Here is a 22,898-nt window from a genome sequence, read left to right as displayed (position 1 = left end):
GCCGGTGCATCAATGCGCCACCCCGGCCGCGACCGATTCATCAATGAACCGGCCTTCCTTGAAGCGCCACATGTCGAATTCCGCCGCCAGCGGGCCGGGTTCGCCCTTGGCCACCAGTTCGGCCATCGCCCAGCCCGATCCCGGAATGGCCTTGAAGCCCCCCGTCCCCCAGCCGCAGTTGATGAAGCAGTTGCCCAGCGGCGTTTTCGAGATGATCGGGCTGCGGTCGCCCGTCATGTCGACGATCCCGCCCCATTGCCGCAGCATCTTGACCCGGCTGATGATCGGGAAGGTCTCGATCAGCGCGCGCAGCGTTTCCTCGATATGCTGGAAGCTGCCCCGCTGGGTATAGTTGTTGAAGCCGTCGGTGCCGCCGCCGATCACCAGCTCGCCCTTGTCGGATTGCGAGATATAGCCATGCACCGTGTTGGCCATGACTACCACGTCGATGCAGGGCTTGATCGGCTCGCTCACCAGCGCCTGCAAGGCCATGGATTCGATCGGCAGCCGGAAGCCGGCCATTTCGGCCAGCACCCCGGAATGGCCCGCCACCACGATGCCCAGCTTCTTGCACGAAATCGCGCCGCGCGTGGTTTCAACCCCGGTCACCATGCCGTTTTCCGACCGGATGGCAGTGACCTCGCAATTCTGGATCACGTCCATGCCCATGTCGGAACAGGCCCGCGCATAGCCCCAGTTCACCGCGTCATGCCGCGCCGTGCCGCCGCGCGCCTGATATTGCGCGCCCAGCACCGGATAGCGCGGCCCGTCGATGTTGATGATCGGGACCAGCTTCTTCACCTCTTGCGGGCTGATCCATTCGGTCGCAACGCCCTGCAGGCGGTTGGCATGGACCGTGCGCTTGTAGCCGCGCGCCTCGTGATGGGTCTGCGCCAGCATGAGCAGGCCGCGCGGGCTGAACATCACGTTGTAGTTCAGATCCTGGCTCATCGTCTCATACAGGCTGCGCGCTTTCTCGAAGATCGCGCTTGAGGAATCCTGCAGGTAGTTCGAGCGGATGATCGTGGTGTTCCGCCCCGAGTTGCCGCCCCCCAGCCAGCCCTTTTCCAGAATCGCGACATTGGTGATGCCGTGGTTCTTGCCCAGGTAATAGGCGGTGGCCAGACCGTGACCGCCGGCCCCGATGATGATGGCATCATAGGCGGGCTTGGGGTCCGGGCTGCGCCAGGCCCTTTCCCAGCCGGTGTGATAGCGCAGCGCCTCACGCGCGATGGCAAAGACCGAATAGCGTTTCATGCAAGCCTACTCCGCACGGGGCATGGGACAGGGCAGCAAAGGGGCACAGGCCGCCGCTTCGCCGCCCCCTGTCTGGAACGCGACCGACTTACACCCCCGCCTCCCCGCGGCACAATCGGGAAAAAAGCGACATGCGCGATCAAGGCTGCGCGATCCGCGCCCCCACGCAGGCCCTTGCGGCGATTGGGGGCTTTTGCCGGGGGGGCCAAGCCGCTACATCGGGCCTGTCGGAAACGGGCCGGGGATGGCAGGACAATGGATGTGATGGGCTTCTGGACGATCGCGGGCGCCCTCACGCTTGGGGTGATGCTGCTTCTGCTGCTCAGCCTGCGCCGCGCGGGCGCCGAGGCGGAACCCGCCGCCCGCCGCGACATCGCGGTCTATCGCGACCAGTTGGCGGAAGTTGACCGCGACCTTGCCCGCGGCACCCTGCCCCCCGCCGAGGCCGACCGGCTGAAGACGGAAATCGCCCGCCGCCTGCTGGCGGCCGACCGCGCCCTGACCGCCGCCGGCCCGGTGGCGGCCACCGCGTCGCGCACCCCGCTCCTGCTGGCCGGGGCGCTGGTGCTGGCCGCCGGCGGCGGCGCGCTGGCGATCTACAGCCAGACCGGCGTGCCCTGGTATCCCGACCTGCCGCTGGACCGCCGCCTTGCCGAAGCCGATCACCTGATGGCCTCGCGCCCCTCGCAGGCGCAGGCCGTGGCCGACCTGCCGCCCGCCAAGGCGCCCGAGGTTTCGCCCGATTATGCCGCGCTGATGGACAAGCTGCGCGCCAGCGTCGACCCCGCCACCGCGACCGACCCGCGGGGGCTGGAACTGCTGTCCCGAAACGAGGCCGCGCTTGGCAATTTCGCCGCCGCCGAAGCCGCACAGCGCCGCCTGATTGCGGTCAAGGGCGCCACGGCCACCGCCGAGGATCACGCCGGTCTGGCCGAAATCCTGATCCGCTGGGCCGGCGGCTATGTCAGCCCCGAAGCCGAGGCCGCGCTGGTCAAGGCGCTGGAACTGGACCCGCAGAACGGCACCGCGCGCTATTTCTCGGGGCTGATGTTCGCCCAGAGCGGCCGCTACGACCACGCCTTCCAGCTTTGGCAGCCGCTCTATGAAAGCAGCCCCCCCGACGCGCCCTGGATGCAGCCGCTGGCAACCCAACTGCCCGACGCGGCCCGCCTGGCCGGCATCCGCTATGACATGCCGGCGCTGAAAGGCCCCTCGGCCGGCGACATGGCCGCCGCCGCCGACATGTCGCCGGAAGACCGGCAGGCGATGATCGAGGGCATGGTGGACCAGCTTTCCAACCGGCTGGCCACCGAAGGCGGCAGCGCGCAGGAATGGGCGCAACTGATCACCGCGCTGGGGGTGCTGGGCCGCAAGGACCAGGCGCAGGAAATCTATGCCGAGGCCAAGCAGCGCTTCGCCTCGCAGCCCGACGCGCTGGCCAGCCTTGCCGATGTCGCCACAGCCGCCGGACTTGCCCCGTGATCGTGGCCGACCTTGCCGCGCTGCACGCCCTGCTGCCCGCCTCGGGGGCGCTGGCCGGGCTTGACCTGGGCGAAAAGACCATCGGCGTCGCGATCTCGGACCTGCGCCGGTCGGTCGCCACGCCCGCCACGGTGATCCGCCGTGTCAAGTTCACCGTGGATGCCGCCGCCCTGCTGGCGCTTCTGGCCGAGCGGGGGGTGCGCGGCCTGGTGCTGGGCCTGCCGCTGAACATGGACGGCAGCGAAGGCCCGCGCGTGCAATCCACCCGCGCCTTCGCCCGCAATCTGGAACGGCTGTGCGACCTGCCGATGACCTTCTGGGATGAACGGCTGTCCACCGTGGCCGCCGAAAGGGCCCTGCTTGAGGCGGATGCGTCGCGAAAGCGTCGCAAAGAGGTGATCGACGCCGTGGCCGCCGGGTATATCCTGCAAGGCGCGCTGGACCGGCTGGCGCATATGGGCCAGGATCGGAGCGACCCGTGAAGGATGACCTCTGGAAGCGCGACGAGATCCAGTCGCCCTGCATCAAGCTCTGTGTCGTCCACCCCGAGGAACGCATCTGCGTCGGCTGCTACCGCACAATCGAGGAAATCTCGGGCTGGTCGCGGATGACGCATGAAGCCCGGGCAGAGCTGATGGCGGACCTGCCCGCCCGCGCTGGCCGCCTGCACAAGCGCCGCGGCGGCCGCATGGCCCGGCTGGACCGCGCCGAAAGCTGAGAGCGGCCGGCGGAGAGCGGCGCCCGCGGGGGCGCTGCCCCCGCACCCCCGGGGTATTTGGACCAAGAGGAAGGGAGCAGGTTTCGCAAGACCGGCAGGCCCCCGCGGGCAGGCCTGCGGTCAGGGCTCTGTCAGCCACGCGGCGACGCTGGGCAGCAGCGGGCGGAAATAGGCGGTGATACGGCCTTCCGCCGGGGCGGCGGCGCCTTCGGCCCAGGGGGCGACGCCGTGAACGATCAGCCGGTGCAGCAGCAGCGCCTCGCCCGGACGGGCGGGCAATTCCACCCGGCGGCAAGCGCGAAACACCTCGGCCCGGGCCGCCTTGTAGGCGGCGGTCACATCGACCTGATCCCAGAGGTCGGGGTCAGTTCCGGCAAAGGCCCGGCGCAGACCGTCCCGCATCACCTCGGCGCTGCCCTCCCAGACCACAAGCGGCGCGGCCCCTGCCCCGCAGTCGGTCAGCGGCAGGCCCAGAATCCAGGCGTGCGGCTCTTTCACCATGCGTTGCCGGTCAGGGCCCACGGCCAGCAGCCCGTCCAGATGGGCGGCGTCGCGGCGCAGTCGAAAGCCAAAGGCCGCCGCCCCTTCGTCGGGCGAGGGCTGCGGATAGCCGGGCACCACGGTGGAAAGCTGGCCGCGATGCAGGGGCTGCGGCGCAAGCGGCAGCGCGGACCAGGGGAAGGCCACCCCGCCCATGCCGCCATCCGGGCCGTTCGGCAAGGCATCCACGCCCACGAACCAGGTGCCGCCGCAGCGCCAGGGTTCAGGGCTGGCGGCAATGGCGGCACGGGCCTGCGGCAAGGCGGCCGCGGCCCAGGCGGCGATGGCCGGGTCTGGCCCGATCCGGCGCCAGCCCGGGTCCGCCGTCACCAGATCACCTTGCGCAGCATGTTCAGCGCCACCAGCGTCAGGAACACGGCAAAGGCGCGTTTCAGCGGCTTGGGGTTCATTGCATGGGCCAGACGCACCCCCAGCGGCGTGGTCAGCAGGGTGGTTCCGATCACCACAAGGAAGGCCGGCAGGTTGATCGCGCCAAGGGTCCAGGGCGGCGCCTCGGCGATCTTGACGAACAGGAAGCCCAGCACCGCCGGCACCGCGATCAGCACCCCGAAGCCCGAGGCGGTGCCGACCGCGCGGTGGATCGGCACGCCGAACAGCGTCATCAGCGGCACCCCGAAGGTGCCGCCGCCAATGCCCATCAGCGCCGAAAAGAACCCGGTCGCCGTGGCCAGAAGCCCGCGCACGGGTTCCCCCGGCATCGCATCGCCCAGCCTTGCGCTGTCGCGGCCGAAGGCCATCCACAGCCCAGCCAGCCCGGCCAGGATGCCGAACACCGCCTGCAGCACGGTTGACGGCACCCGCGCGGCGATGAACACGCCGACCGCCGCCCCGCCCACCAGCCACGGCCCCCATGTCCGCAGCACCGCCCAGTCAACCGCGCCCTTGCGGTTGTGCGATGAGGTCGAGCGGATCGAGGTGACGACGATGGTCGCCAGCGAGGTGGCAACGCAGACCTGCATCACCTGATCGCCGCCATAGCCCAGCACATGAAAGGCGTAAAAGAAGGCGGGCACCAGCACGATGCCGCCGCCAACCCCCAGAAGCCCCCCCACCACGCCGGCAAAGCCGCCGATCACGATCAGCGCCAGCAGCAGCGGAATCAGCGTGGACATCTCTGGAATGGGCATGGGCGGTTCCTTCGCGGCATCTGCCCCCCCTGTCTATCCCCGCCGGGGCGCAGCGCGCCAGCCGGGAAACGACAGGTCAGGCCGCCAGTGTCGGCGCCGTGATCCGCTCCAGCGCGGCCAGCAGCACCTCGGGACCGGCGCCTTCGCGTACGCCCTCGACCGACAGCACCTGCCGCCAGCCCTTGGCGCCGGGGCGGCCATGGAACAGGCCCAGCATGTGCCGGGTGATCTGGTGCAGCCGCCCGCCCCCGGCCAGATGCGCCTCGACATAGGGCAGCATGGCCCGCACCACGGCCACCGGATCGGGGGCGAAGTCCTCGCCCCACAGCGCATCGGCGCCGATCAGCACCTGCCCCGGTTCCTGATAGGCGGCGCGGCCGATCATCACCCCGTCCAGCCCCTGCGCCAGCAGGCCGCGCGCCTGATCCAGCCTGGTGACGCCGCCGTTCAGGCAGATCGTCAGCTCGGGGAAGCGGACCTTCATCCGCAGCACAAGGTCATAGTCCAGCGGCGGAATATCGCGGTTTTCCTTGGGCGACAGGCCCTGCAGCCAGGCCTTGCGCGCATGAACCACGAAATGCCGCACGCCCGCCGCCGCCACGGTTTCCAAAAAACGCGGCAGCACCTCCTCGGGGGTCTGGTCATCCACCCCGATCCGGCATTTCACCGTCACCGGCACCGGGCTTTCCGCCGCCATCGCGGCCACGCAATCGGCCACCAGCGCCGGGCGCTCCATCAGCACCGCGCCGAAACAGCCCGATTGCACCCGGTCCGACGGGCAGCCGCAGTTCAGGTTGATCTCGTCATAGCCCCAGTCGCGCGCGATCCGCACCGCCGCGGCCAGCTCCGCCGGGTCCGATCCGCCCAGTTGCAGCGCGACGGGATGTTCCTCGGCGCTGAAATCCAGCAGCCGCGCCTTCGGCCCGTGCACGATGGCGGGCGCCGTCACCATTTCGGTATACAGCATCGCCCGCCGCGTCATCAGCCGGTGGAAATAGCGGCAATGCCGGTCGGTCCAGTCCATCATCGGCGCAACCGACAGCCGCTCCGCGCCGAACTGCGGCGCGGCCGGTGGGGTTGGGGCGTGGTCCGTCATCTGGCCCATGGATCGGCTTCCGTGGTTTCCGGCACCCGTAACGCTTACCCGAACACGCGCTTGAAGATCGTGTCCACATGTTTGGTGTGATAGCCAAGGTCGAACTTTTCCTCGATCTCGGCCGGGGTCAGCGCGGCGGTGACTTCGGGGTCGGCCAGCAGCTCGGTCTTGAAGTCGGCGCCCTTCTCCCAGACCTTCATCGCGTTGCGCTGCACAAGGCGATAGCTGTCCTCGCGAGATACGCCGGCCTGCGTCAGCGCCAGCAGCACCCGCTGCGACATGACCAGCCCTTTGAACTTGTTCATGTTGCGCAGCATGTTCTCGGGATAGACCACCAGCTTTTCCACCACCCCGGCCAGCCGGTGCAGCGCGAAATCCAGCGTGATCGTGGCATCGGGGCCGATCATCCGTTCCACGCTGGAATGGCTGATGTCGCGCTCGTGCCACAGCGCCACGTTTTCCAGCGCCGGCACCACCGCCATGCGCACCAGCCGGGAAAGGCCGGTCAGGTTTTCGGTCAGCACCGGGTTGCGCTTGTGCGGCATGGCGCTGCTGCCCTTCTGGCCGGGGCTGAAGAACTCTTCCGCCTCCAGCACCTCGGTGCGCTGCATGTGGCGGATCTCGATCGCCACGTTCTCGATGCTGGACGCGATCACGCCCAGCGTGGCGAAATACATCGCGTGGCGGTCGCGCGGGATGACCTGGGTCGAGATCGGCTCGGGCACCAGCCCCAGCGCCTTGCAGACATGTTCCTCGACCCGCGGGTCGATGTTGGCGAAGGTGCCGACCGCGCCGGAAATCGCGCCGGTCGCCACTTCTTTCCGCGCGTTTCCAAGCCGTTCGCGGTTGCGCTTCATCTCGGCATAGAAGCGCGCGAAGGTCAGGCCCAGCGTGGTGGGTTCGGCATGAATGCCATGGCTGCGGCCGATGCGCACCGTATCCTTGTGTTCCAGCGCGCGCGTCTTCAGCGCCGCCATCACCCGGTCCACGCCCGCCAGCAGCAGATCGGCCGCGCGCACAAGCTGGATGTTCAGCGTCGTGTCCAGCACGTCCGAGCTGGTCATCCCCTGATGCACGAACCGCGCCTCCTCATTGCCGATGATCTCGGCCAGATGGGTCAGGAAGGCGATCACGTCATGCTTGGTCACCGCCTCGATCTCGTCGATGCGGGCCACGTCGAATTCCACGTCCTTCGCGCGCCAGACGGCCTCGGCATTGGCCTTCGGGATCACGCCCAGCGCGGCCTGCGCGTCGCAGGCATGGGCCTCGATCTCGAACCAGATGCGGAACCGGGTCTCGGGCGACCACAGCTTGACCATCTCGGGGCGGGAATAGCGCGGGATCATCGGCAAACCTCTGTCTGGCGGGGGTTGCGGCTGGCCTTACGCCGGGTTGCGGCGCGGTGCAAGGGAAGCCACCGCCGTTGGGACATTGTTAACCAGCCCGCCGCTAGGCTGCCCCCATCCGGCAATCAGGTATCCGGCAATCAGGCAGGAGGGGCGGGTGCAGGCGGTCAGCGGCGCGGAAGCGGACAGCAACATGCCGAAGCTGCGGCTTGGGCCTGAAGACTGGGTGATGGCCGGCTTCCGGGCGCTGGCCGCCGACGGGCCGCAGGCGGTGCGGGCCGAAACGCTGGCGCGCGGGCTGGGCGCGACCAAGGGGTCGTTCTACTGGCATTTCAAGGATCTGGCGGCGCTGCATCAGGCCATGCTTGACGCCTGGGCGGCGCTTGCCACCACCGCCATCACCACGGCGGCCCAGGCCGCCGGGGCCGATCCGCGGGCGCGGCTCTTGCGGCTGGTCGATCTGGTCTCGGTCCTGCCCGAGGTTGAGGTGGCCGGCGGCGCCCTGGAACCCGCGATCCGCGACTGGGGCCGGGTGGACCCACGCGCCGGCGCCGTTCTGGCCCGGGTGGACCGCCACCGCATCGCCGCCCTGCGCGACCTTCTGGCCGAAGCGGGCCTGTCCCCCGACGCGGCGGAAGACGGCGCCGTTGCCCTTTATGGCGCGCTGATCGGGCTGGACAGCCTGCGCCGCACGGCCCGGGTCGCCATGCGCGGCCCGCTGCGGCGGGTGGCCGAAGGGATTCTTGCCGCGCCCGGCGCCGGCACGGCCTAGGCCACCGGCAGGATCACCGTGAAGGTCGATCCCTCGCCCTTCACACTGTCGATCTTCAGCCAGCCGCGATGCCGGGCCACGATATGCTTGACGATGGCCAGCCCCAGCCCGGTGCCGCCCTTTTCGCGCGAACGGTGGCTGTCCACCCGGTAGAAGCGTTCGGTCAGGCGCGGCAGGTGAACCGGGTCGATCCCCTCGCCCCGGTCGGCCACCGCAACCCGCACCGCCGGGCCGCGGAACGAAGGTTCGCGCGTCACCGTCACCCGCACCTCCTGCCCCGCCGTGCCGTATTTCAGCGCGTTCTCCATCAGGTTGGAAAACACCTGCACCAACTGGTCATGGTCGCCCGGCACCGGGATCGCCCCCGCCGGCGCGTCGATCCGCACCGTTGCCCCCAGCCCCTCGGCCACCGGCCGCAGCGTTGACCGGACCGAGGCCAGCACTGCCGCCAGATCGACCGGATCGCGCGGGCGCACCCGTTCCTCGGCCTCGACCCGGCTCAGTTGCAAAAGGTCGCGCACCAGCCGGTTCATCCGCCCCGCCTCGCGCGCCATGATCGACAGGAACCGCTCGCGCGCGCCGGGGTCGTCCCGCGCTGGTCCCTGCAAGGTCTCGATGAAGCCGGTCAGCGCGGTCAGCGGTGTGCGCAGCTCATGGCTGACATTGGCCACGAAATCGCGCCGCATCGCTTCTGCCGCCTCTTCGGCGCTGGTGTCGCGGAAGGTACACAGCACCTGCCGCGCCGCGCCCTGCCCCAGACCGGCCAGCGTCACCAGATAGATATGCTCGGCCCCGTCCTTCACCAGCCGCAGCCGCAGCTCCCGCGCCGGGCCGCCGGCCATGGTCTCGGCCACGCCATCCAGCAAATCCGCCGCCCGCAAGGCCAGCGCCAGCGGCCGGCCCAGCGATCCGGGCGGCAGCAGGCGCAGCGCGGCGGCATTGGCGGCCACAAGCTGCTCGCCCGCCTCGACCACAAGGGCGGGCAGCGGCAGGGCGTCGATGATCTCGGCAAGCGCGGGCATGGCCCCTGCTTGCCCGGCTTCGCGGCGCGGGGCAAGCCCCGCAGGCATCACACGCCGGGATTGTCGCGGCGAAAGATCCAGTCGTGATCGGGATCGTTCTGGAACCGCCATTTCCGCAGCGGCCCCGCCATCACGTTCAGATAATACATCTCATAGCCATAGGGCGCGCCGCAGGGATGGTGCCCCTTCGGCACCAGAACCACGTCATGGTTCTTCACCGCCATGGTCTCGTCCAGCGTGCCATCCTCGGTGTAAACCCGCTGCACGCCAAAGCCCTGCGGCGGGTTCAGCCGGTGATAATAGCTTTCCTCCAGATAGGTCATGCGCGGGAAGTCGTCCTCGTCATGCCGGTGGCTGGGATAGCTGGACCAGTTGCCCGCCGGGGTGAAGACCTCGGTCACCAGAAGGCTGTCGGCCACGTCGGCCGCCTCCATGGCGATGTTGTTGATGAACCGCTGGTTCGCCCCGGTGCCGCGCGGCGTCAGCGCAATCCCCTCGGGCCCCAGCCGCCGCGCCGGATGCCCGCCCTTGCCCGGCGCCGAACAGACCGCCAGCGTGCAGGGCGTGGTCGCCACGGCTCGCCAGTCGGTGCCGTCCGGCAGGTACAGGCAATGCGGCGGCGTCCGTTCAAAGACGTTCATCCGGTCGCCCAGAACGCCCCAGTCCTGCCCGGCGCCGGTCACATGGGCCTTGCCCTCGACCAGCACCAGAATCACCTCGCGCCCGCCCGTCACCTCGGCCGCCACATCGCCCGGCGCCAGCCGGTACAGCGAAAAGCCGACATAGCCCCAGCCCGCCGCCTCGGGCGTTATGTCATGCACCTTGCCCCGCACGCCCACGGGTTTCCGCAGCAGATCGACCATGGCTTTCCTCCGTCCTCACCGCGCTCCGGCGGGCGTCACACCAGACCGGCGTCCCGCGCCAGCCGCTTCAGCGTCGCCAGCCCCAGCGTCTGGTACAGCAGCGGATTGCGCACCTTCGGGTCCTGCTCGGCCTCGATCACGATCCAGCCGTCATAGCCCGCCTGCGCCAGAATCTTCAGCAGCGGGCCGAAGTCCACGCCGCCCTCCTGATCGCCCGGCACGGTAAAGGCCCCGGCCATCACGCCCTGCAGGAACGACAGACCCTCGGCGCGCACCCGCGCCACGATGTCGGGGCGGATGTTCTTGGCATGGAAATGCCGCACCCGGCCCACATGCCGCGTCAGCACCGCCACCGGATCGCCGCCGCCAAAGGCGCAATGCCCGGCGTCGAACAGAAGATGCGTCGCGGGCCCCGTCGCCGCCATCAGCGCATCAATCTCCTCGGGCGATTCAACGATGGTGCCCATGTGGTGATGATAGACCAGCGTCACGCCCTGCGCCGCCAGCCAGGCCGCGAAGGCCTCCAGCTTCGCGCCAAAGGCGGTCATCTCCGCCGCCGTCAGGCGCGGCCGGTCATTCACCGCGCAGCCCGCGTCGCCATGGATCGCGTTCGAGGTCTCGCAGACGATCATCACCTTGCAGCCATTGTGGCGCAGCTTCGCCAGATGGTGCTGACAGGCGGCAATCTCGTCCTCGACCGACCGCACCAGCAGTTCCGTCGAATACCAGCCCGAGATGAATTTCAGCCCGTAACCAGCCAGCATGGAACGCAATTCCTCGGGATCATCCGGCCAGCGGTGGCCGTTCTCGATCCCGTCAAAGCCGATCTGGCGACCGGCCTCGTCCAGAATTCGCGCGGTCGGAATATCGGCCCCGATGCTGCGGTCGTCGTCATTCGCCCAGGCGATGGGGTTGGTGCCGAAAAGGATCATGCTGCCCTCAATTCACAAGCCATTGGGCCTTGATGCCCTGTTCATAGCCCTTGCGGGCCTCGTTCACGCCGGGCCGGTCCGAAACCTCGGGCACGGCCACATCCCACCAGGTGCCGCCCGCGCCCGTTCCCGGCAGCGGATCGGCGTCGATCACGATCACCGTCGGAACGGTCGCCGACCGCGCCTTCACGACCTCGGCCTCCAGCTCGGACAGAGACGCGGCCTTCACCGCATGGGCGCCCAGTCCGCGCGCCATGCTGACGAAATCCAGGTTCATCTGGTTGACGTGGAAGGCATCGTCCAGAAGGTTGTTGAACGGCGCCCCGCCGGTGGCCTTCTGCAGCCGGTTGATGCAGCCGAAGCCACGGTTGTCCACCAGTACCACCGTGATCGGCACGCCCATCATCACCGCCGTCGCCAGTTCCGAATTGGCCATCATCCACGACCCGTCGCCCAGCAGGCAGATCACCTCGCGCGCGGGGCGGGCCATCTTGATGCCCATGGCCCCCGCAATTTCATACCCCATGCAGGAGAAACCGTATTCCATGTGATAGCCGCCCTGCGCCGCGCGCCACAGCACATGCAGCACCCCCGGCATCGACCCCGAGGCCGACATGACAAGGCTGTTCTTGTCGGCCACCCGCCCCACGGCGCCCACGATCTGCGCGTCCGACGGCAGTTCGTTGCCCGAAGGCTGGCTGAAGATCCCGTCGGTCAGCGCGAACCAGTCGGCCCGCGCCTTGAAATCCGGGTCGGCAAAGCGGTGCCCGTCCAGCGCCGCCGAAATCCGCTCCAGCGCCACCTTCGCATCCGCCACCAGCGGCTGCGCGGCGCGCTTGGAAGCGTCATAACCATGGATGTTGATCGACAACAGCTTGCGCCCCGGGGCGGAAAACACCGTCCAGGACCCGGTGGTGAAATCCTGGAACCGCGTCCCGACGCCGATCACCAGATCAGCCTCGGCGGCCAGCTTGTTGCCGCAGCCGGTGCCGGTCACGCCGGGCGAACCGAAATGCAGCGGCTCTTCCCAATCCACCGCACCCTTGCCTGCCTGCGTTTCAACCAGCGGAATGTTATGGGCGCGGGCAAAGTCCAGCAGCGTGGCCTCGGCCCCGGAATACAGCACCCCGCCGCCCGACACGATCAGCGGCCGCTTCGCCGCCAGGATCGCCGCCACCGCCTCGGCCAGTTCGCGCGCATCCGGCTCGGGGCGGCGGATGTGCCAGACCCGCGGCGTGAAGAAATCCACCGGGTAATCATAGGCCTCGGCCTGGGTGTCCTGGCAGAAGGCCAGACAGACCGGCCCGCAATTCGCCGGGTCCGTCATCACCCGCAACGCGCGCGGCAGCGCGGTCAGCAGATGCTCGGGCCGGCTGATCCGGTCGAAGTAACGCACCACCGGGCGGAAACAGTCATTCGCCGACACCGTGCCGTCGTCGAAATCTTCGATCTGCTGCAACACCGGATCGGGCGCGCGGTTGGCGAACACGTCGCCCGGAATGAACAGCACCGGCAGCCGGTTCACATGCGCCACCGCCGCCGCCGTGACCATGTTCGTCGCCCCCGGCCCGATGGACGAGGTGACGGCCATCGCCTTGCGCCGGCCACTGGCCTTGGCATAGGCCACGGCGATATGCGCCATGGTCTGTTCGTTCTGGCCGCGCCAGGTGGGCAGCGCGTCGCGATGGGCATGTAGCGCCTCGCCCAGACCGGCCACGTTGCCATGGCCGAAGATCGCCCAGACCCCTTCGATGAAGCGGCTGCCGTCCTCGGCCTGTTGCAGCGACAGCCAGCGCACCATCGCCTGCGCCGCGGTCAACCGGATCGTCTGTGTCATGCCTTCCCCCCTGCCCCTGCGCGGGCCTCGTCCCAGATGCGGCACAGCCGCGTATAGCGCCCGGCCATCTCGGCCACCGCCTCGGCATCGGTCAGCGTGCCGGCCAGCCAGCCGCGCGCCGCATCGCCAAAGATGGTCCGCCCGATGGCAAAGCCATTCACCAGATCATGCCGCGCCGCCAGCGCCAGCGATGCGGCCAGCGCCCCTTCGCTGGCATCCAGCCCCAGCACCACAATGCCGCGCACATGCGGATCGCGCCGGCGGATCGCCGCACAGGCCCGGTCCCAGGCGGCATCGCTGGCAAAGGGTTCCAGCTTCCACCAGTCGGGGAAGACCCCCAGGTCATAGAACCGCTCGATCAGCCGGGCGCTGGTGTCGTCATCCACCGGCCCCACCTTGGAGGGGATGATTTCCAGCAGGAATTCCAGCCGGTTGCGCCGCGCCGCCTGGAACAGGCGCAGCACCGTATCCTCTTGCGCGGCACGCATCTGCGCGTCGTCGTCGGGGTGGCAGAAGCACAGCGCCTTGACCACATGGCCCAGCGGCCATTCCGACAGGCCGCCGAAATCGGCGCCGATCTCGGGCTCCACCGTCAGCGGGCGCGATCCGGGCCATTCCACCGGCCGCCCGATCCACAGCCCCGTTCCGGCCGCCCGATACAGCGCCCGCCGGCCCAGACGGCTGTCACACAGGATGCCATGGCCCGGCTTGCCATCGGCCACCTGCAAGGCCGCCGTCAGGCACAGCTCCTTGAAGGCGCCAATCTTTTCGGGCGTCGCGCCCTCCATCGCCTCAAGCTGCGCGCGGTGGTCAAAGGCAAAGACCCGCAGGCTGGACCAGTCGTCATGCCGGTTGGTCGCCCAGTGAATCTGTTCCAGCGCCGCATCCTTGCGCAGGGCCGGCGTCACCACGCCCCGCGCCAGGAAGAACTGCAACTCTTCCCAACTGGGATAGGCCGGCGTGCAGCCGTGCCGGCTGACGGCAAAGGCCCCGCAGGCATTGGCATAGGTCAGCGCCACCGGCCAGGGTTCGCCGTCCAGCCAGCCTTTCAGCAGGCCCGACATGAAGCCGTCGCCCGCGCCCAGCACGTTGAACACCTCGATCGGGAAGCCGGGGCCGGATTGCCCTTCGTCCAGCGTGTCGGGAATGGCGCCGGTAAAGGCCACCGCGCCCATCGGCCCGCGCTTGCACACCAGCGTGGCCGCGCTGACCGCCCGCACCGCCCGCAGCGCGGCGATGGTATCGGTGCTGCCGCCGGCGATGTGGAACTCTTCCTCGGTTCCGACGATCAGGTCGAACAGGTGCAGCGTGGCTTGCAGCTTGGCCGTCACGGCGGCGCTTTCGATGAAGCGGCTTTCCCCCGCCCCATGCCCCGCCAGCCCCCAGAGGTTCGGCCGATAGTCGATGTCCAGCGCCGTCTGCGCGCCGTGCTTGCGGGCCAGATGCAGCGCCTTCAGCACCGCCGCCTCGGTCCGCGGATGCGACAGATGGGTGCCGGTCGCCACCACCGCGCGCGACTCGGCGATGAACCCCTCGTCGATGTCGTCTTCGCACAGCGCCATGTCGGCGCAGTTCTCGCGGTAAAAGATCAGCGGAAACTGCGTCTCATCACGGATGCCCAGCAGCACCAGCGCGGTCAGCCGCTCGGGGTCGGTCTTCACGCCGCGCACGTCCACGCCTTCGCGCGCCAGCTCCTCGCGGATGAAGCGGCCCATGTGTTCATCGCCCACCCGCGTGATCAGGGCCGAACGCAGCCCCAGCCGCGCGGTGCCCGCCGCCATGTTGGTCGGGCTGCCGCCGATGTATTTCTGGAACGACCCCATGTCCTCCAGCCGGCCGCCAACCTGCGCGCCGTACAGGTCCACCGAGGACCGGCCGATGGTGATCACATCCAGCGTCTTCATGCAGTTCCCCCCGCCCCGCCCCGCACAGACTCGGGGCCCCTCCGGGCTATGGAATAAATATTCCATTTTGATCCGCAGGGGAAGCGGAATTCATCCCCCGCGCGCCGATCCCACCGCAACCGCCAGCGCCAGCGCCAGCGCGATGGTGGCCGACAGCGACCGGAAGGCGCCGAAATCCACCTCGGGCACCACCAGCGCGGCCGAGGCCAGCCGCGCCAGCGGCCCGCCGGCCTGATCGGTCAGCGCCACCACGGCAAGGCCGCGCTCGCGCGCATCCTGCGCCAGCGCCAGCGTTTCCGGCGAATAGGGCGCGAAGGTGATCGCCAGAAGCGCATCGCCCGGCCGCAGCGCAAAGCGGTGGTCCAGCTTGCCCACGCCATCATGCAGCAGCGCCGGCACCTGCATCTTTTCAAACACATAGGCCAGGTAGCTGGCCACCGGAAACGCCCGCCGCAGGCCAACCAGATGGATCATCCCCGCCCCGGCCAGCAGCCCGACCGCCCGGTCCAGCGCCGCCTCGTCCACGCTTTTGGTCAGCGATTCCAGCGACAACCGCCCCGCCTCGACAAATTCCGCCAGCAGCGCCGCCGGTCGCCCCGCGCCGCCCGCCTTCAGGTTGCGCAGCCGCGTGGAATAATCCGGCGGGCCGGGCGACCAGGCCTCGCGAAACAGCCGCTGCATGTCGGAAAACCCGGAAAATCCCAGGATCTGGCAAAACCGCATCAGCGCCGAAGGCGGCACATCCGCCCCCGCCGCCAGCTCCGCCACGGTCGAAACGGCGATCCGGTCGGTATTCGCGGCGATGAAATCGGCGCATTGCTGCAACCGGCGCGGCAGCGAATCGGCCAGCGCCGCCAGCCGGTCGCGGAATTCGTCAACCGTCGCCGGCGGCGTTGGGGTCTTCACGTCCATCTGGCCTCTCCTGCGGGCACAGGGGCAAGGCTAGCACGAATGGAACGAATATTCCAACCCGTTCCCGCGATGGCGCCCTACAGCGCCTTCAGCCCCTTGCGGAACCGTTCGGCATTGGCGCGATAGCCCACCGCCGATTGCAGCAGCCGCGCCCGGGCCGCCTCGTCCAGCATCCGCACCACCTTGCCCGGCGCGCCCATCACCAGCGCCCCGTCGGGAATTTCCTTGCCCTCGGTGATCAGCGCCCCCGCCCCGATCAGGCAGCCCCGCCCGATCTTCGCGCCGTTCAGCACCGTCGCCCCCATCCCGATCAGGCTGCCCTCGCCAATGGTGCAGCCATGCAGCATCGCCTTGTGGCCGATGGTGCAGAAGGCACCGATCACCAGCGGAAAGCCCATGTCGGTGTGCAGCACGCAGTTTTCCTGGATGTTGGTATCCTGCCCCACCGTGATCGGCTCATTGTCGCCGCGCAGCGCCGCCCCGAACCAGACCGAGGCCCCGGCCCCCAGCACCACCCGCCCCATCACATGCGCGCCCGGCGCCACCCAGGCCTCGGGGTGGATCTCCGGCGCGATCCCGTCCAGTTCATAGATCATCTGGCGTCGAACTCCCGGTTCAGGCCGCGCACGAAATCCGCCAGGTCGGGCTGGCGGTCGCGGCGGCTGCGTTCCCCTTCCACGATACTGACCAGTTGCGCAAAGGTCGCGTCAAGGTCGCGGTTGACCAACACATAGTCATATTCGGCCCAATGGCTGATCTCGGCCTGGCTTTTAGCCATCCGCCCCGCGATCACCTCGTCGCTGTCCTGCCCGCGCGACCGCAGCCGCCGCTCCAGCTCGGCAATCGACGGCGGCAGGATGAACACCGACACCACATCCCGCCCCAGCCCCGAATTGCGGATCTGCTGGCCGCCCTGCCAGTCGATGTCGAACAGCGTGTCTCGGCCTTCGGCCATGGCCTGTTCCACCGGGGCGCGCGGGCTGCCGTAGAAATTGCCGAACACCTCGGCATGTTCCAGCATCTGCCCGGTGCGCACCATCTCTTCAAAGTCGGGGCGGGTCTTGAAGTAATATTCGCGCCCGTCCACCTCGCCCGGGCGCGGGGCGCGGGTCGTGGCCGAAACCGAAAAGCGCAGGGACGTGTCCCAGACCATCAGCTTCTTCGCCAGCGTGGATTTTCCCGCCCCGGAAGGCGAGGACAGGATGAGAAGAAGCCCCCGGCGCGCCATCGTCACTCCACGTTCTGAACCTGCTCGCGCATCTGATCTATGACCGTCTTCAGGTCAAGGCCGACGCGGGTCAGGTCAATGTCCTGCGCCTTGGAAAGCAGCGTGTTCGCCTCGCGCAGGAATTCCTGCATCAGGAAATCGAACTTGCGCCCCACCGGCGCGGCATCGGCCAGAAGCGCGCGGGCGGCGGCGATATGGGCGCCCAGCCGGTCCAGCTCCTCGGTCACGTCCTGCTTCACCGCCAGCAGCGCCAGTTCCTGCGCGATGCGCGCCTCGTCCAGACCTTCGGCATTGGCGGTCAGCCGGGCCAGCGCCGCGTGCAGGCTGTCCGCCGCCTTGTCGCGCCGCGCCTCGGCCAGACGGGCGGCCTCGGCCACCAGCGCGGCGATGCTGTCCACCTGCGCCCCGATCACCCCGGCCAGCGCCGCGCCCTCGGCCGCGCGCATGGCGGCGAAATCGGCCAGCAGCCCCGGCAGATCGGCCAGAATGGCGGCGCGCAGCGGCGTGGTGTCCTCTTCGGCGGCGGCGGCATCCATCACCCCGCGCATGGCCAGCACATCGGCCGCCGTCGCCTGCGCCAGCGTCACGCCCGCCGTCATCGCGGCGGCCTCCACCTCTTGCAGCGCCCGCAGCACGCCGGCCAGCACCTCGCGGTTCACCCGCGCCGGTTCCGCCGCCCCGCTCTCGCGCGCCACCTTCAGCGTCAGGCTGACATTGCCGCGCCCCAGCGCCTTTTGCAGCTCGGCCCGCAGCGCCACTTCCAGCCCGTCCACCCAGTCGGGCACCCGCAGCCGCAGGTCCAGCCCCTTGCCGTTGACGCTGCGGATGTCCCACAGCCAGCCATAGCCGGCCCCGGCGCCGCGGCGCGCGGCAAAGCCTGTCATCGAAACGGTCATCGCCCTCTCCTGTTCCGGCCCCGGCCCGCGCGGCAGGTATTTACCATTTGACAAGATTTTCGCCCAAATTCGCGCGATCCGGGCTAATCTTGCGGCAAGACCCGCGCAGGTCCAGCCGGCCTAGCAGACCCGCCGGATCGCATCAACACACGCCGCCCGCAGCATGACGGAGGTCAGGATGATATTCTCGTTTCCGGGCGGCCCCGGCGGCAGCCGGGCCGCAACCGGCGCCGGGTTTCCCGCCATCGCCCGGGTCCGCGCCTATTGGGAAGGTCTGCGCGCCGAAACCGGCCAGATCCCCTTGCGCGCCGATCTGGACCCGCGCGGTCTGGCGCAGGCGCTGGATCATGTCTTCGTGGCCGACCGCATCGGCACCGGCCTTCTGCGACTGCGCATCGCCGGCATGGGCCTGACCGACCTTGCCGGTCTGGACATGAAGGGCCTGCCGCTGTCCTGCCTGTTCCTGCCCGAAGCCCGGCTGAAACTGGCCCAGTCTGCCGAACAGGTGTTCACAATGCCCGCCGTGGCCGAGGTGCAGTTGGAAGCCGAACGCGGCATCGGCCGCCCCGGCCTGCTGGCCCGGCTGCTTCTGATGCCGCTGCGGTCCGGCTCCGGCGGCTGCGATCTGGCCCTGGGCTGCCTTGAAACCAGTGGCGAGATGGGCCGATCGCCCCGCCGCTTCACCGTTCTGCGCAGCACCGAAACCCGGCTGACCATTCCGCCGATCAGCCCCGGCCCGACCCGCGACCCCGCCCCCGGCTTCGCTGAAAGCCCGGCCCCGCCGCCCCGCGCGCCGCATCTGCGGCTGGTCCATTCCGTCGACTGACCGCACCGCCCGGGGGCCGCAACGCAAGACGCCCGCCCCTTTCGGGACGGGCGCCTGTTGCAGATCTGCCTGCCGGCTCAGAACGCGACGCGACGCGCTTCCTCGCGCTGGCGGGTCAGTTCCTCGGCCACAAGGAAGGCCAGTTCCAGCGACTGGCTGGCGTTCAGCCGCGGGTCGCAGGCGGTGTGGTAACGGTCGGCCAGGTTTTCATCCGACACCGCGCGCAGACCGCCGGTGCATTCGGTCACGTCCTGCCCCGTCATCTCGAAATGCACGCCGCCGGGGACGGTGCCTTCCGCCTTGTGGATGGCAAAGAACTCGCGCACCTCGCGCAGCACGCTGTCGAAGGGCCGGGTCTTGTAGCCCGACGACGACTTGATCGTGTTGCCGTGCATCGGGTCGCAGGACCAGACGACATTGGCGCCTTCCTCCTGCACCGCCTTGATCAGGCGCGGCAGGTTTTCCCCCACCTTGCCCGCCCCGAAACGCGCGATCAGCGTCAGCCGGCCCGCCTCGTTTTCCGGGTTCAGCTTGGCCATCAGCACCTTCAGGTCATCGACCGTGGTCGAAGGCCCGCATTTCAGCCCGATCGGGTTCAGCACGCCGCGGCAGAATTCGACATGCGCGCCGTCCACCTGACGGGTGCGGTCGCCGATCCACAGCATATGCCCCGACCCCGCCACCGGCTGCCCGGTCAGGCTGTCGATCCGGCACAGGGCTTCTTCGTATTCCAGCAGCAGCGCCTCGTGGCTGGTGTAGAAATCCACCCGGCTCAGCTCGTTCGCGGTCTCGCTGTTCACGCCAGCCGCGTTCATGAAGTCCAGCGCGTCGGAAATCCGGTTCGACAGCTCGCGGTAACGCTCGGCCTTGTCCTGATCGGCAAAGCCCAGCGTCCAGCTATGAACGCGGTGGATGTCGGCAAAACCGCCGGTGCTGAAGGCGCGCAGCAGGTTCAGGCTGGCCGCCGCCTGCGTATAGGCCTGCAACATGCGCTGCGGATCGGGCATCCGCGCCTCGACCGAGGTCTCGAACCCGTTGATGATGTCGCCGCGGTAGCTGGGGTATTCCACCCCGCCGATCACCTCGGTGGGGGCGGAGCGCGGCTTGGCAAACTGCCCGGCCATGCGGCCGACCTTGATCACCGGCACCTTGGCGCCATAGGTCAGCACCACCGCCATCTGCAGCATCACGCGGAACGTGTCGCGGATGTTGTCGGCGCTGAATTCGGCAAAGCTCTCGGCACAGTCGCCGCCCTGCAGGACAAAGGCCTTGCCGGCCGCGGCCTGTGCAAGCTGCTTCTTCAGCCGCCGCGCCTCACCCGCGAAGACCAGCGGCGGATACTTGGCAAGCTGCGCCTCAACGCCCTTCAGGGCCGCCTGATCGGGGTAATCCGGCATCTGGACCCGCGGCTTTGCACGCCAGTCCGATTTCGTCCAACCCTTGGTCATGGCACCCTCCGCATCGTTTGCGATAACGGCCCGAGCCTATAGCCCTTGCCGCCTTTGGATGCAAACCGCAAAAGGCGGGTGAAAGATATGCTGCTGGCTCTTGCACAAGTGTAAAATTTCGGCTTCCAATGCCCGCAAACGACACCAACAGGTCGCAAGATGTCCATCTCTCCGCGCAAAGCCACCCAGAACGCGACCGAGGCCGCAACGCGCAGGTTTGTCTTCCTGCTGCTTGACCGCTTCACCATGCTGGCCTTCGCCAGCGCCATCGAACCCCTGCGCATTGCCAACCGCGTGGCGGGGCGTCCGCTTTACGCCTGGGCGCTGGCCGGCGAAGGCGGCGAGGTGGCGGTCTGTTCCAACGGCACCGCCTTCAAGCTGGACATGGGCCTGACCGAGATCGACCGCGAGGACGTGCTCCTGGTCTGCGGCGGCATCGACGTGCAGCGGGCCACCACGCGCGGCGTGCTGAACTGGCTGCGGCGCGAAGCGCGGCGCGGCGCCATCGTCGGCGGCCTGTGCACCGGCGCCTTCGCGCTGGCCCGTGCGGGGCTGCTGGATGGCAAGAAGGCCACCATCCACTGGGAAAACCAGGACGGCTTCCTTGAGGAATTCGAAGAGGTGAAGCTGACCAAATCGGTCTTCGTCATGGACGGCAACCGCTGGACCACCGCCGGCGGCACCTCGTCGCTGGACCTGATGCTGAAGGTGATCGCCGCCGACCATGGCGAGGATCTGGCCAATACCGTGGCCGACCAGTTGATCTATTCCACCATCCGCACCGATCAGGACACGCAGCGCCTGTCGATCCCCACCCGCATCGGCGTGCGGCATCCGAAACTGTCCCAGGTCATCCAGATGATGGAAGGCAATATCGAAGACCCGATGTCGCCCGCCGATCTGGCCGAGGAAGTGGGCATGTCCACCCGGCAACTGGAACGCCTGTTCCGCCGCTATCTGAACCGCAGCCCGAAACGCTATTACATGGAACTGCGTCTGCAAAAGGCGCGCAACCTGCTGATGCAGACGGATATGAGCGTGATCAACGTGGCGCTCGCCTGCGGCTTTGCCAGCCCGTCGCATTTCTCGAAATGCTACCGGGCGCATTACAACACCACCCCCTATCGCGAACGCGGCACGCAAGGCCTGCCCGGCGCCGTGCCGGTCCGCCTGTCGATCTGATCCGCGCCGCTTCGGCCCTTGCGGGCAAGCCGCCGAAATTGTGGGCAAAACCCGCATCGACTTTCATCAAAAGCGGGGAATTGGCTGCCATTTCCCGGCCATTCAACAGACTTTTCTTTCAATTGCATCGGCTTTAGGCTGCCTTTTCAGGACAACAGTCCGAACAGGGAGATAAAAAATGAAGAAACTTCTGCTGGCCGTTTCGGCCTGCGCTTTGACCGTGGGCGCCGCCTCGGCCGAAGATGTCAAACTGGGCATCCTCATCGGCTTCACCGGCCCCATCGAATCGCTCACCAAGCACATGGCCGCGGCCGCTGAACTGGCCATGTCCGAGGTGAATGCCTCGGGCAAGTCGCCCTATACCTTCGTGCCGGTGCGCGGCGATTCCACCTGCACCGACGCGGCGGCGGCCACCGCTGCGGCAGAGCGGATGATCACCGCCGAAGGCGTCAAGGGCATCATCGGCGCCGACTGCTCGGGCGTGACCCGCGCCGTGCTGACCAATGTCGCCATGCCGAACGGCATCGTGATGGTCTCGCCCTCGGCCACCTCGCCCGCGCTCAGCGCCGACCCGGACAATGGCCTGTTCTTCCGCACCGCGCCCTCGGACGCCCGCGAAGGCGAGGTCATGGCCGACATCCTGACCGAAAAGGGCGTGAAGTCGATCGCGCTGACCTATTCCAACAGCGACTACGGCAAGGGCCTGGCCGAAGCCATCGCCGCGGCCTTCACCGCCAAGGGCGGCACGGTCACGATCAACGCCGCGCATGACGACGGCAAGGCCGACTATTCGGCCGAAGTCGCAGCCCTTGCGGCGGCGGGCGGCGACCTTCTGGTCGTGGCCGGCTATCTGGACCAGGGCGGCAAGGGCATCATCCAGGCCTCGCTGGACAGCGGCGCCTTCTCGACCTTCGGCCTGCCCGGCGGCATGGTCGGCGACAGCCTGCCCGCCGCCATCGGCCCGGGCCTGGACGGCAGCTATGGCCAGGTCGCCCAGTCCGACAGCCCCGGCGCCGCGATCCTGACCGAAATGGGCAAGACCAGCGCCGCCCCCTTCGACGCAACCTCGCCCTATTCGATGGAAAGCTATGACGGCGCCGCGCTGATCATGCTGGCCATGGTCGCCGCCGGCTCGACCGACCCGAACGTCTACAAGGACAAGATCATGGACATCGCCAACGGGCCGGCAGACGGCTCGGGCACCAAGATCCTTCCGGGCGAACTGGGCAAGGCTCTGGAACTGATCGCCGCCGGCAAGGCGGTCGATTACGACGGCGCCTCGGGCGTCACCCTGATCGGCCCCGGTGAATCGGCCGGCCGCTACAAGGAGTTCGAGATCAAGGGCGGCAAGTACGAGACCGTCAAGTTCCGCTGATCCGTCCGGCGGCCTGCCCCCCCTGCAGGGGCTGAGTCGCGCCATATCCCCGGCCCTGCCCGCACCCTTGCGGGCAGGGCCATTCTTTTTCTGCCCGGTCCTTCCACTTTCCGT

General features: G+C 68.5%; 22 protein-coding genes. 7 read left to right on the top strand and 15 right to left on the bottom strand.

Features of this window, described 5'->3' with window-relative positions:
* Nucleotides 1-9: 9 nt before the first annotated feature.
* On the bottom strand, nt 10-1,257 hold the full coding sequence (locus C5F44_RS08330; RefSeq protein ID WP_107673051.1) for a sarcosine oxidase subunit beta family protein: 1,248 nt from the start codon (nt 1,255-1,257) through the stop codon (nt 10-12).
* 255 nt (nt 1,258-1,512) lie between these two features.
* On the opposite strand from C5F44_RS08330, the gene ccmI reads away from it, so the two are divergent.
* From ccmI to C5F44_RS08315, 3 genes are read left to right on the top strand one after another with little or no spacing between them, the layout of a single operon-like run.
* Nucleotides 1,513-2,739, top strand: coding sequence for a c-type cytochrome biogenesis protein CcmI (gene ccmI, locus C5F44_RS08325; RefSeq protein WP_107673050.1), 1,227 nt, complete (start codon nt 1,513-1,515; stop codon nt 2,737-2,739).
* The gene (gene ruvX / locus C5F44_RS08320) at nt 2,736-3,221 is read left to right on the top strand and encodes a Holliday junction resolvase RuvX (RefSeq protein ID WP_107673049.1); all 486 of its coding nucleotides are present in this window, start codon (nt 2,736-2,738) and stop codon (nt 3,219-3,221) included. The genes ccmI and ruvX overlap by 4 nt, the downstream gene beginning before the upstream one ends.
* A complete protein-coding gene (locus C5F44_RS08315; protein ID WP_107673048.1) occupies nt 3,218-3,457 on the top strand; it encodes a DUF1289 domain-containing protein in 240 nt (79 codons plus the stop codon). The genes ruvX and C5F44_RS08315 overlap by 4 nt, the downstream gene beginning before the upstream one ends.
* Before the next feature lie 120 nt (nt 3,458-3,577).
* Here the strand turns inward: C5F44_RS08315 and C5F44_RS08310 are convergent, their stop codons facing one another.
* From C5F44_RS08310 to purB, 4 genes are all read right to left on the bottom strand, one after another.
* On the bottom strand, nt 3,578-4,327 hold the full coding sequence (locus C5F44_RS08310; protein ID WP_235822570.1) for a hypothetical protein: 750 nt from the start codon (nt 4,325-4,327) through the stop codon (nt 3,578-3,580).
* Nucleotides 4,324-5,139 (bottom strand): sulfite exporter TauE/SafE family protein, encoded by an 816-nt coding sequence (locus C5F44_RS08305; RefSeq protein WP_181318230.1) that lies wholly within the window; start codon nt 5,137-5,139, stop codon nt 4,324-4,326. Before C5F44_RS08305 ends, C5F44_RS08310 begins: the two co-directional genes overlap by 4 nt.
* An 82-nt stretch (nt 5,140-5,221) precedes the next feature.
* Nucleotides 5,222-6,172, bottom strand: a complete 951-nt coding sequence (gene dusA, locus C5F44_RS08300) for a tRNA dihydrouridine(20/20a) synthase DusA (protein ID WP_235822574.1) — start codon at nt 6,170-6,172, stop codon at nt 5,222-5,224.
* Between the two features lie 113 nt (nt 6,173-6,285).
* A complete protein-coding gene (purB, locus tag C5F44_RS08295; RefSeq protein WP_107673046.1) occupies nt 6,286-7,587 on the bottom strand; it encodes an adenylosuccinate lyase in 1,302 nt (433 codons plus the stop codon).
* Nucleotides 7,588-7,744: 157 nt separating this feature from the next.
* Here purB and C5F44_RS08290 point away from each other — a divergent pair, with 157 nt between their 5' ends.
* Nucleotides 7,745-8,359 (top strand): TetR/AcrR family transcriptional regulator, encoded by a 615-nt coding sequence (locus C5F44_RS08290; RefSeq protein WP_107673045.1) that lies wholly within the window; start codon nt 7,745-7,747, stop codon nt 8,357-8,359.
* Here C5F44_RS08290 and C5F44_RS08285 read toward each other — a convergent pair.
* The 9 genes from C5F44_RS08285 to C5F44_RS08245 form a co-directional block, all read right to left on the bottom strand.
* Nucleotides 8,356-9,381, bottom strand: a complete 1,026-nt coding sequence (locus tag C5F44_RS08285; protein WP_107673127.1) for a sensor histidine kinase — start codon at nt 9,379-9,381, stop codon at nt 8,356-8,358. The genes C5F44_RS08290 and C5F44_RS08285 overlap by 4 nt on opposite strands.
* Nucleotides 9,382-9,428: 47 nt before the next feature.
* Nucleotides 9,429-10,244 carry a 5-deoxy-glucuronate isomerase gene (gene iolB, locus C5F44_RS08280; protein ID WP_107673044.1) on the bottom strand — a complete coding sequence of 272 codons (816 nt, stop codon included), beginning with the start codon at nt 10,242-10,244 and terminating at the stop codon, nt 9,429-9,431.
* 35 nt (nt 10,245-10,279) lie between these two features.
* On the bottom strand, nt 10,280-11,176 hold the full coding sequence (gene iolE / locus C5F44_RS08275; RefSeq protein ID WP_107673043.1) for a myo-inosose-2 dehydratase: 897 nt from the start codon (nt 11,174-11,176) through the stop codon (nt 10,280-10,282).
* 7 nt (nt 11,177-11,183) lie between these two features.
* Entirely contained in the window at nt 11,184-13,013 is a 1,830-nt protein-coding gene (gene iolD / locus C5F44_RS08270) for a 3D-(3,5/4)-trihydroxycyclohexane-1,2-dione acylhydrolase (decyclizing) (RefSeq protein WP_107673042.1), read from the bottom strand.
* Entirely contained in the window at nt 13,010-14,917 is a 1,908-nt protein-coding gene (locus tag C5F44_RS08265) for a bifunctional 5-dehydro-2-deoxygluconokinase/5-dehydro-2-deoxyphosphogluconate aldolase (protein ID WP_107673041.1), read from the bottom strand. Before C5F44_RS08265 ends, iolD begins: the two co-directional genes overlap by 4 nt.
* A 90-nt stretch (nt 14,918-15,007) precedes the next feature.
* Nucleotides 15,008-15,829, bottom strand: coding sequence for a MurR/RpiR family transcriptional regulator (locus C5F44_RS08260; protein ID WP_107673040.1), 822 nt, complete (start codon nt 15,827-15,829; stop codon nt 15,008-15,010).
* 77 nt (nt 15,830-15,906) lie between these two features.
* Nucleotides 15,907-16,425 (bottom strand): gamma carbonic anhydrase family protein, encoded by a 519-nt coding sequence (locus tag C5F44_RS08255; RefSeq protein ID WP_107673039.1) that lies wholly within the window; start codon nt 16,423-16,425, stop codon nt 15,907-15,909.
* Nucleotides 16,422-17,057, bottom strand: a complete 636-nt coding sequence (gene gmk, locus C5F44_RS08250; RefSeq protein ID WP_107673038.1) for a guanylate kinase — start codon at nt 17,055-17,057, stop codon at nt 16,422-16,424. Before gmk ends, C5F44_RS08255 begins: the two co-directional genes overlap by 4 nt.
* Nucleotides 17,058-17,059: 2 nt before the next feature.
* Nucleotides 17,060-17,953, bottom strand: a complete 894-nt coding sequence (locus C5F44_RS08245) for a YicC/YloC family endoribonuclease (RefSeq protein ID WP_107673037.1) — start codon at nt 17,951-17,953, stop codon at nt 17,060-17,062.
* A 178-nt stretch (nt 17,954-18,131) separates the two neighbouring features.
* Here C5F44_RS08245 and C5F44_RS08240 point away from each other — a divergent pair, with 178 nt between their 5' ends.
* Nucleotides 18,132-18,779 carry a PAS domain-containing protein gene (locus tag C5F44_RS08240; RefSeq protein WP_181318221.1) on the top strand — a complete coding sequence of 216 codons (648 nt, stop codon included), beginning with the start codon at nt 18,132-18,134 and terminating at the stop codon, nt 18,777-18,779.
* Between the two features lie 77 nt (nt 18,780-18,856).
* Here the strand turns inward: C5F44_RS08240 and C5F44_RS08235 are convergent, their stop codons facing one another.
* Nucleotides 18,857-20,227 (bottom strand): class II 3-deoxy-7-phosphoheptulonate synthase, encoded by a 1,371-nt coding sequence (locus C5F44_RS08235; protein WP_107673035.1) that lies wholly within the window; start codon nt 20,225-20,227, stop codon nt 18,857-18,859.
* A 159-nt stretch (nt 20,228-20,386) separates the two neighbouring features.
* Between C5F44_RS08235 and C5F44_RS08230 the strand changes: the two genes are divergently transcribed.
* Nucleotides 20,387-21,409 (top strand): GlxA family transcriptional regulator, encoded by a 1,023-nt coding sequence (locus C5F44_RS08230; RefSeq protein ID WP_107673034.1) that lies wholly within the window; start codon nt 20,387-20,389, stop codon nt 21,407-21,409.
* Nucleotides 21,410-21,587: 178 nt separating this feature from the next.
* Nucleotides 21,588-22,784, top strand: coding sequence for an ABC transporter substrate-binding protein (locus C5F44_RS08225; protein ID WP_107673033.1), 1,197 nt, complete (start codon nt 21,588-21,590; stop codon nt 22,782-22,784).
* The last annotated feature ends 114 nt before the right edge of the window (nt 22,785-22,898 follow it).

Source organism: Fuscovulum blasticum DSM 2131, from assembly GCF_003034965.1.
Lineage (GTDB): Bacteria > Pseudomonadota > Alphaproteobacteria > Rhodobacterales > Rhodobacteraceae > Pseudogemmobacter > Pseudogemmobacter blasticus.
This window is presented reverse-complemented; position numbering and strand designations above follow the sequence as displayed.

Coding starts and splice junctions, on each gene's coding strand:
- C5F44_RS08330 (WP_107673051.1), bottom strand. CDS start 1,257: ATGAAACGCTATTCGGTCTTTGCCATCGCGCGTGAGGCGCTGCGCTAT.
- ccmI (WP_107673050.1), top strand. CDS start 1,513: ATGGATGTGATGGGCTTCTGGACGATCGCGGGCGCCCTCACGCTTGGG.
- dusA (WP_235822574.1), bottom strand. CDS start 6,172: ATGATGGACTGGACCGACCGGCATTGCCGCTATTTCCACCGGCTGATG.
- purB (WP_107673046.1), bottom strand. CDS start 7,587: ATGATCCCGCGCTATTCCCGCCCCGAGATGGTCAAGCTGTGGTCGCCC.
- C5F44_RS08285 (WP_107673127.1), bottom strand. CDS start 9,381: ATGCCCGCGCTTGCCGAGATCATCGACGCCCTGCCGCTGCCCGCCCTT.
- iolB (WP_107673044.1), bottom strand. CDS start 10,244: ATGGTCGATCTGCTGCGGAAACCCGTGGGCGTGCGGGGCAAGGTGCAT.
- iolE (WP_107673043.1), bottom strand. CDS start 11,176: ATGATCCTTTTCGGCACCAACCCCATCGCCTGGGCGAATGACGACGAC.
- iolD (WP_107673042.1), bottom strand. CDS start 13,013: ATGACACAGACGATCCGGTTGACCGCGGCGCAGGCGATGGTGCGCTGG.
- C5F44_RS08265 (WP_107673041.1), bottom strand. CDS start 14,917: ATGAAGACGCTGGATGTGATCACCATCGGCCGGTCCTCGGTGGACCTG.
- C5F44_RS08260 (WP_107673040.1), bottom strand. CDS start 15,829: ATGGACGTGAAGACCCCAACGCCGCCGGCGACGGTTGACGAATTCCGC.
- C5F44_RS08255 (WP_107673039.1), bottom strand. CDS start 16,425: ATGATCTATGAACTGGACGGGATCGCGCCGGAGATCCACCCCGAGGCC.
- gmk (WP_107673038.1), bottom strand. CDS start 17,057: ATGGCGCGCCGGGGGCTTCTTCTCATCCTGTCCTCGCCTTCCGGGGCG.
- C5F44_RS08245 (WP_107673037.1), bottom strand. CDS start 17,953: ATGACCGTTTCGATGACAGGCTTTGCCGCGCGCCGCGGCGCCGGGGCC.
- C5F44_RS08240 (WP_181318221.1), top strand. CDS start 18,132: ATGATATTCTCGTTTCCGGGCGGCCCCGGCGGCAGCCGGGCCGCAACC.
- C5F44_RS08235 (WP_107673035.1), bottom strand. CDS start 20,227: ATGACCAAGGGTTGGACGAAATCGGACTGGCGTGCAAAGCCGCGGGTC.
- C5F44_RS08230 (WP_107673034.1), top strand. CDS start 20,387: ATGTCCATCTCTCCGCGCAAAGCCACCCAGAACGCGACCGAGGCCGCA.
- C5F44_RS08225 (WP_107673033.1), top strand. CDS start 21,588: ATGAAGAAACTTCTGCTGGCCGTTTCGGCCTGCGCTTTGACCGTGGGC.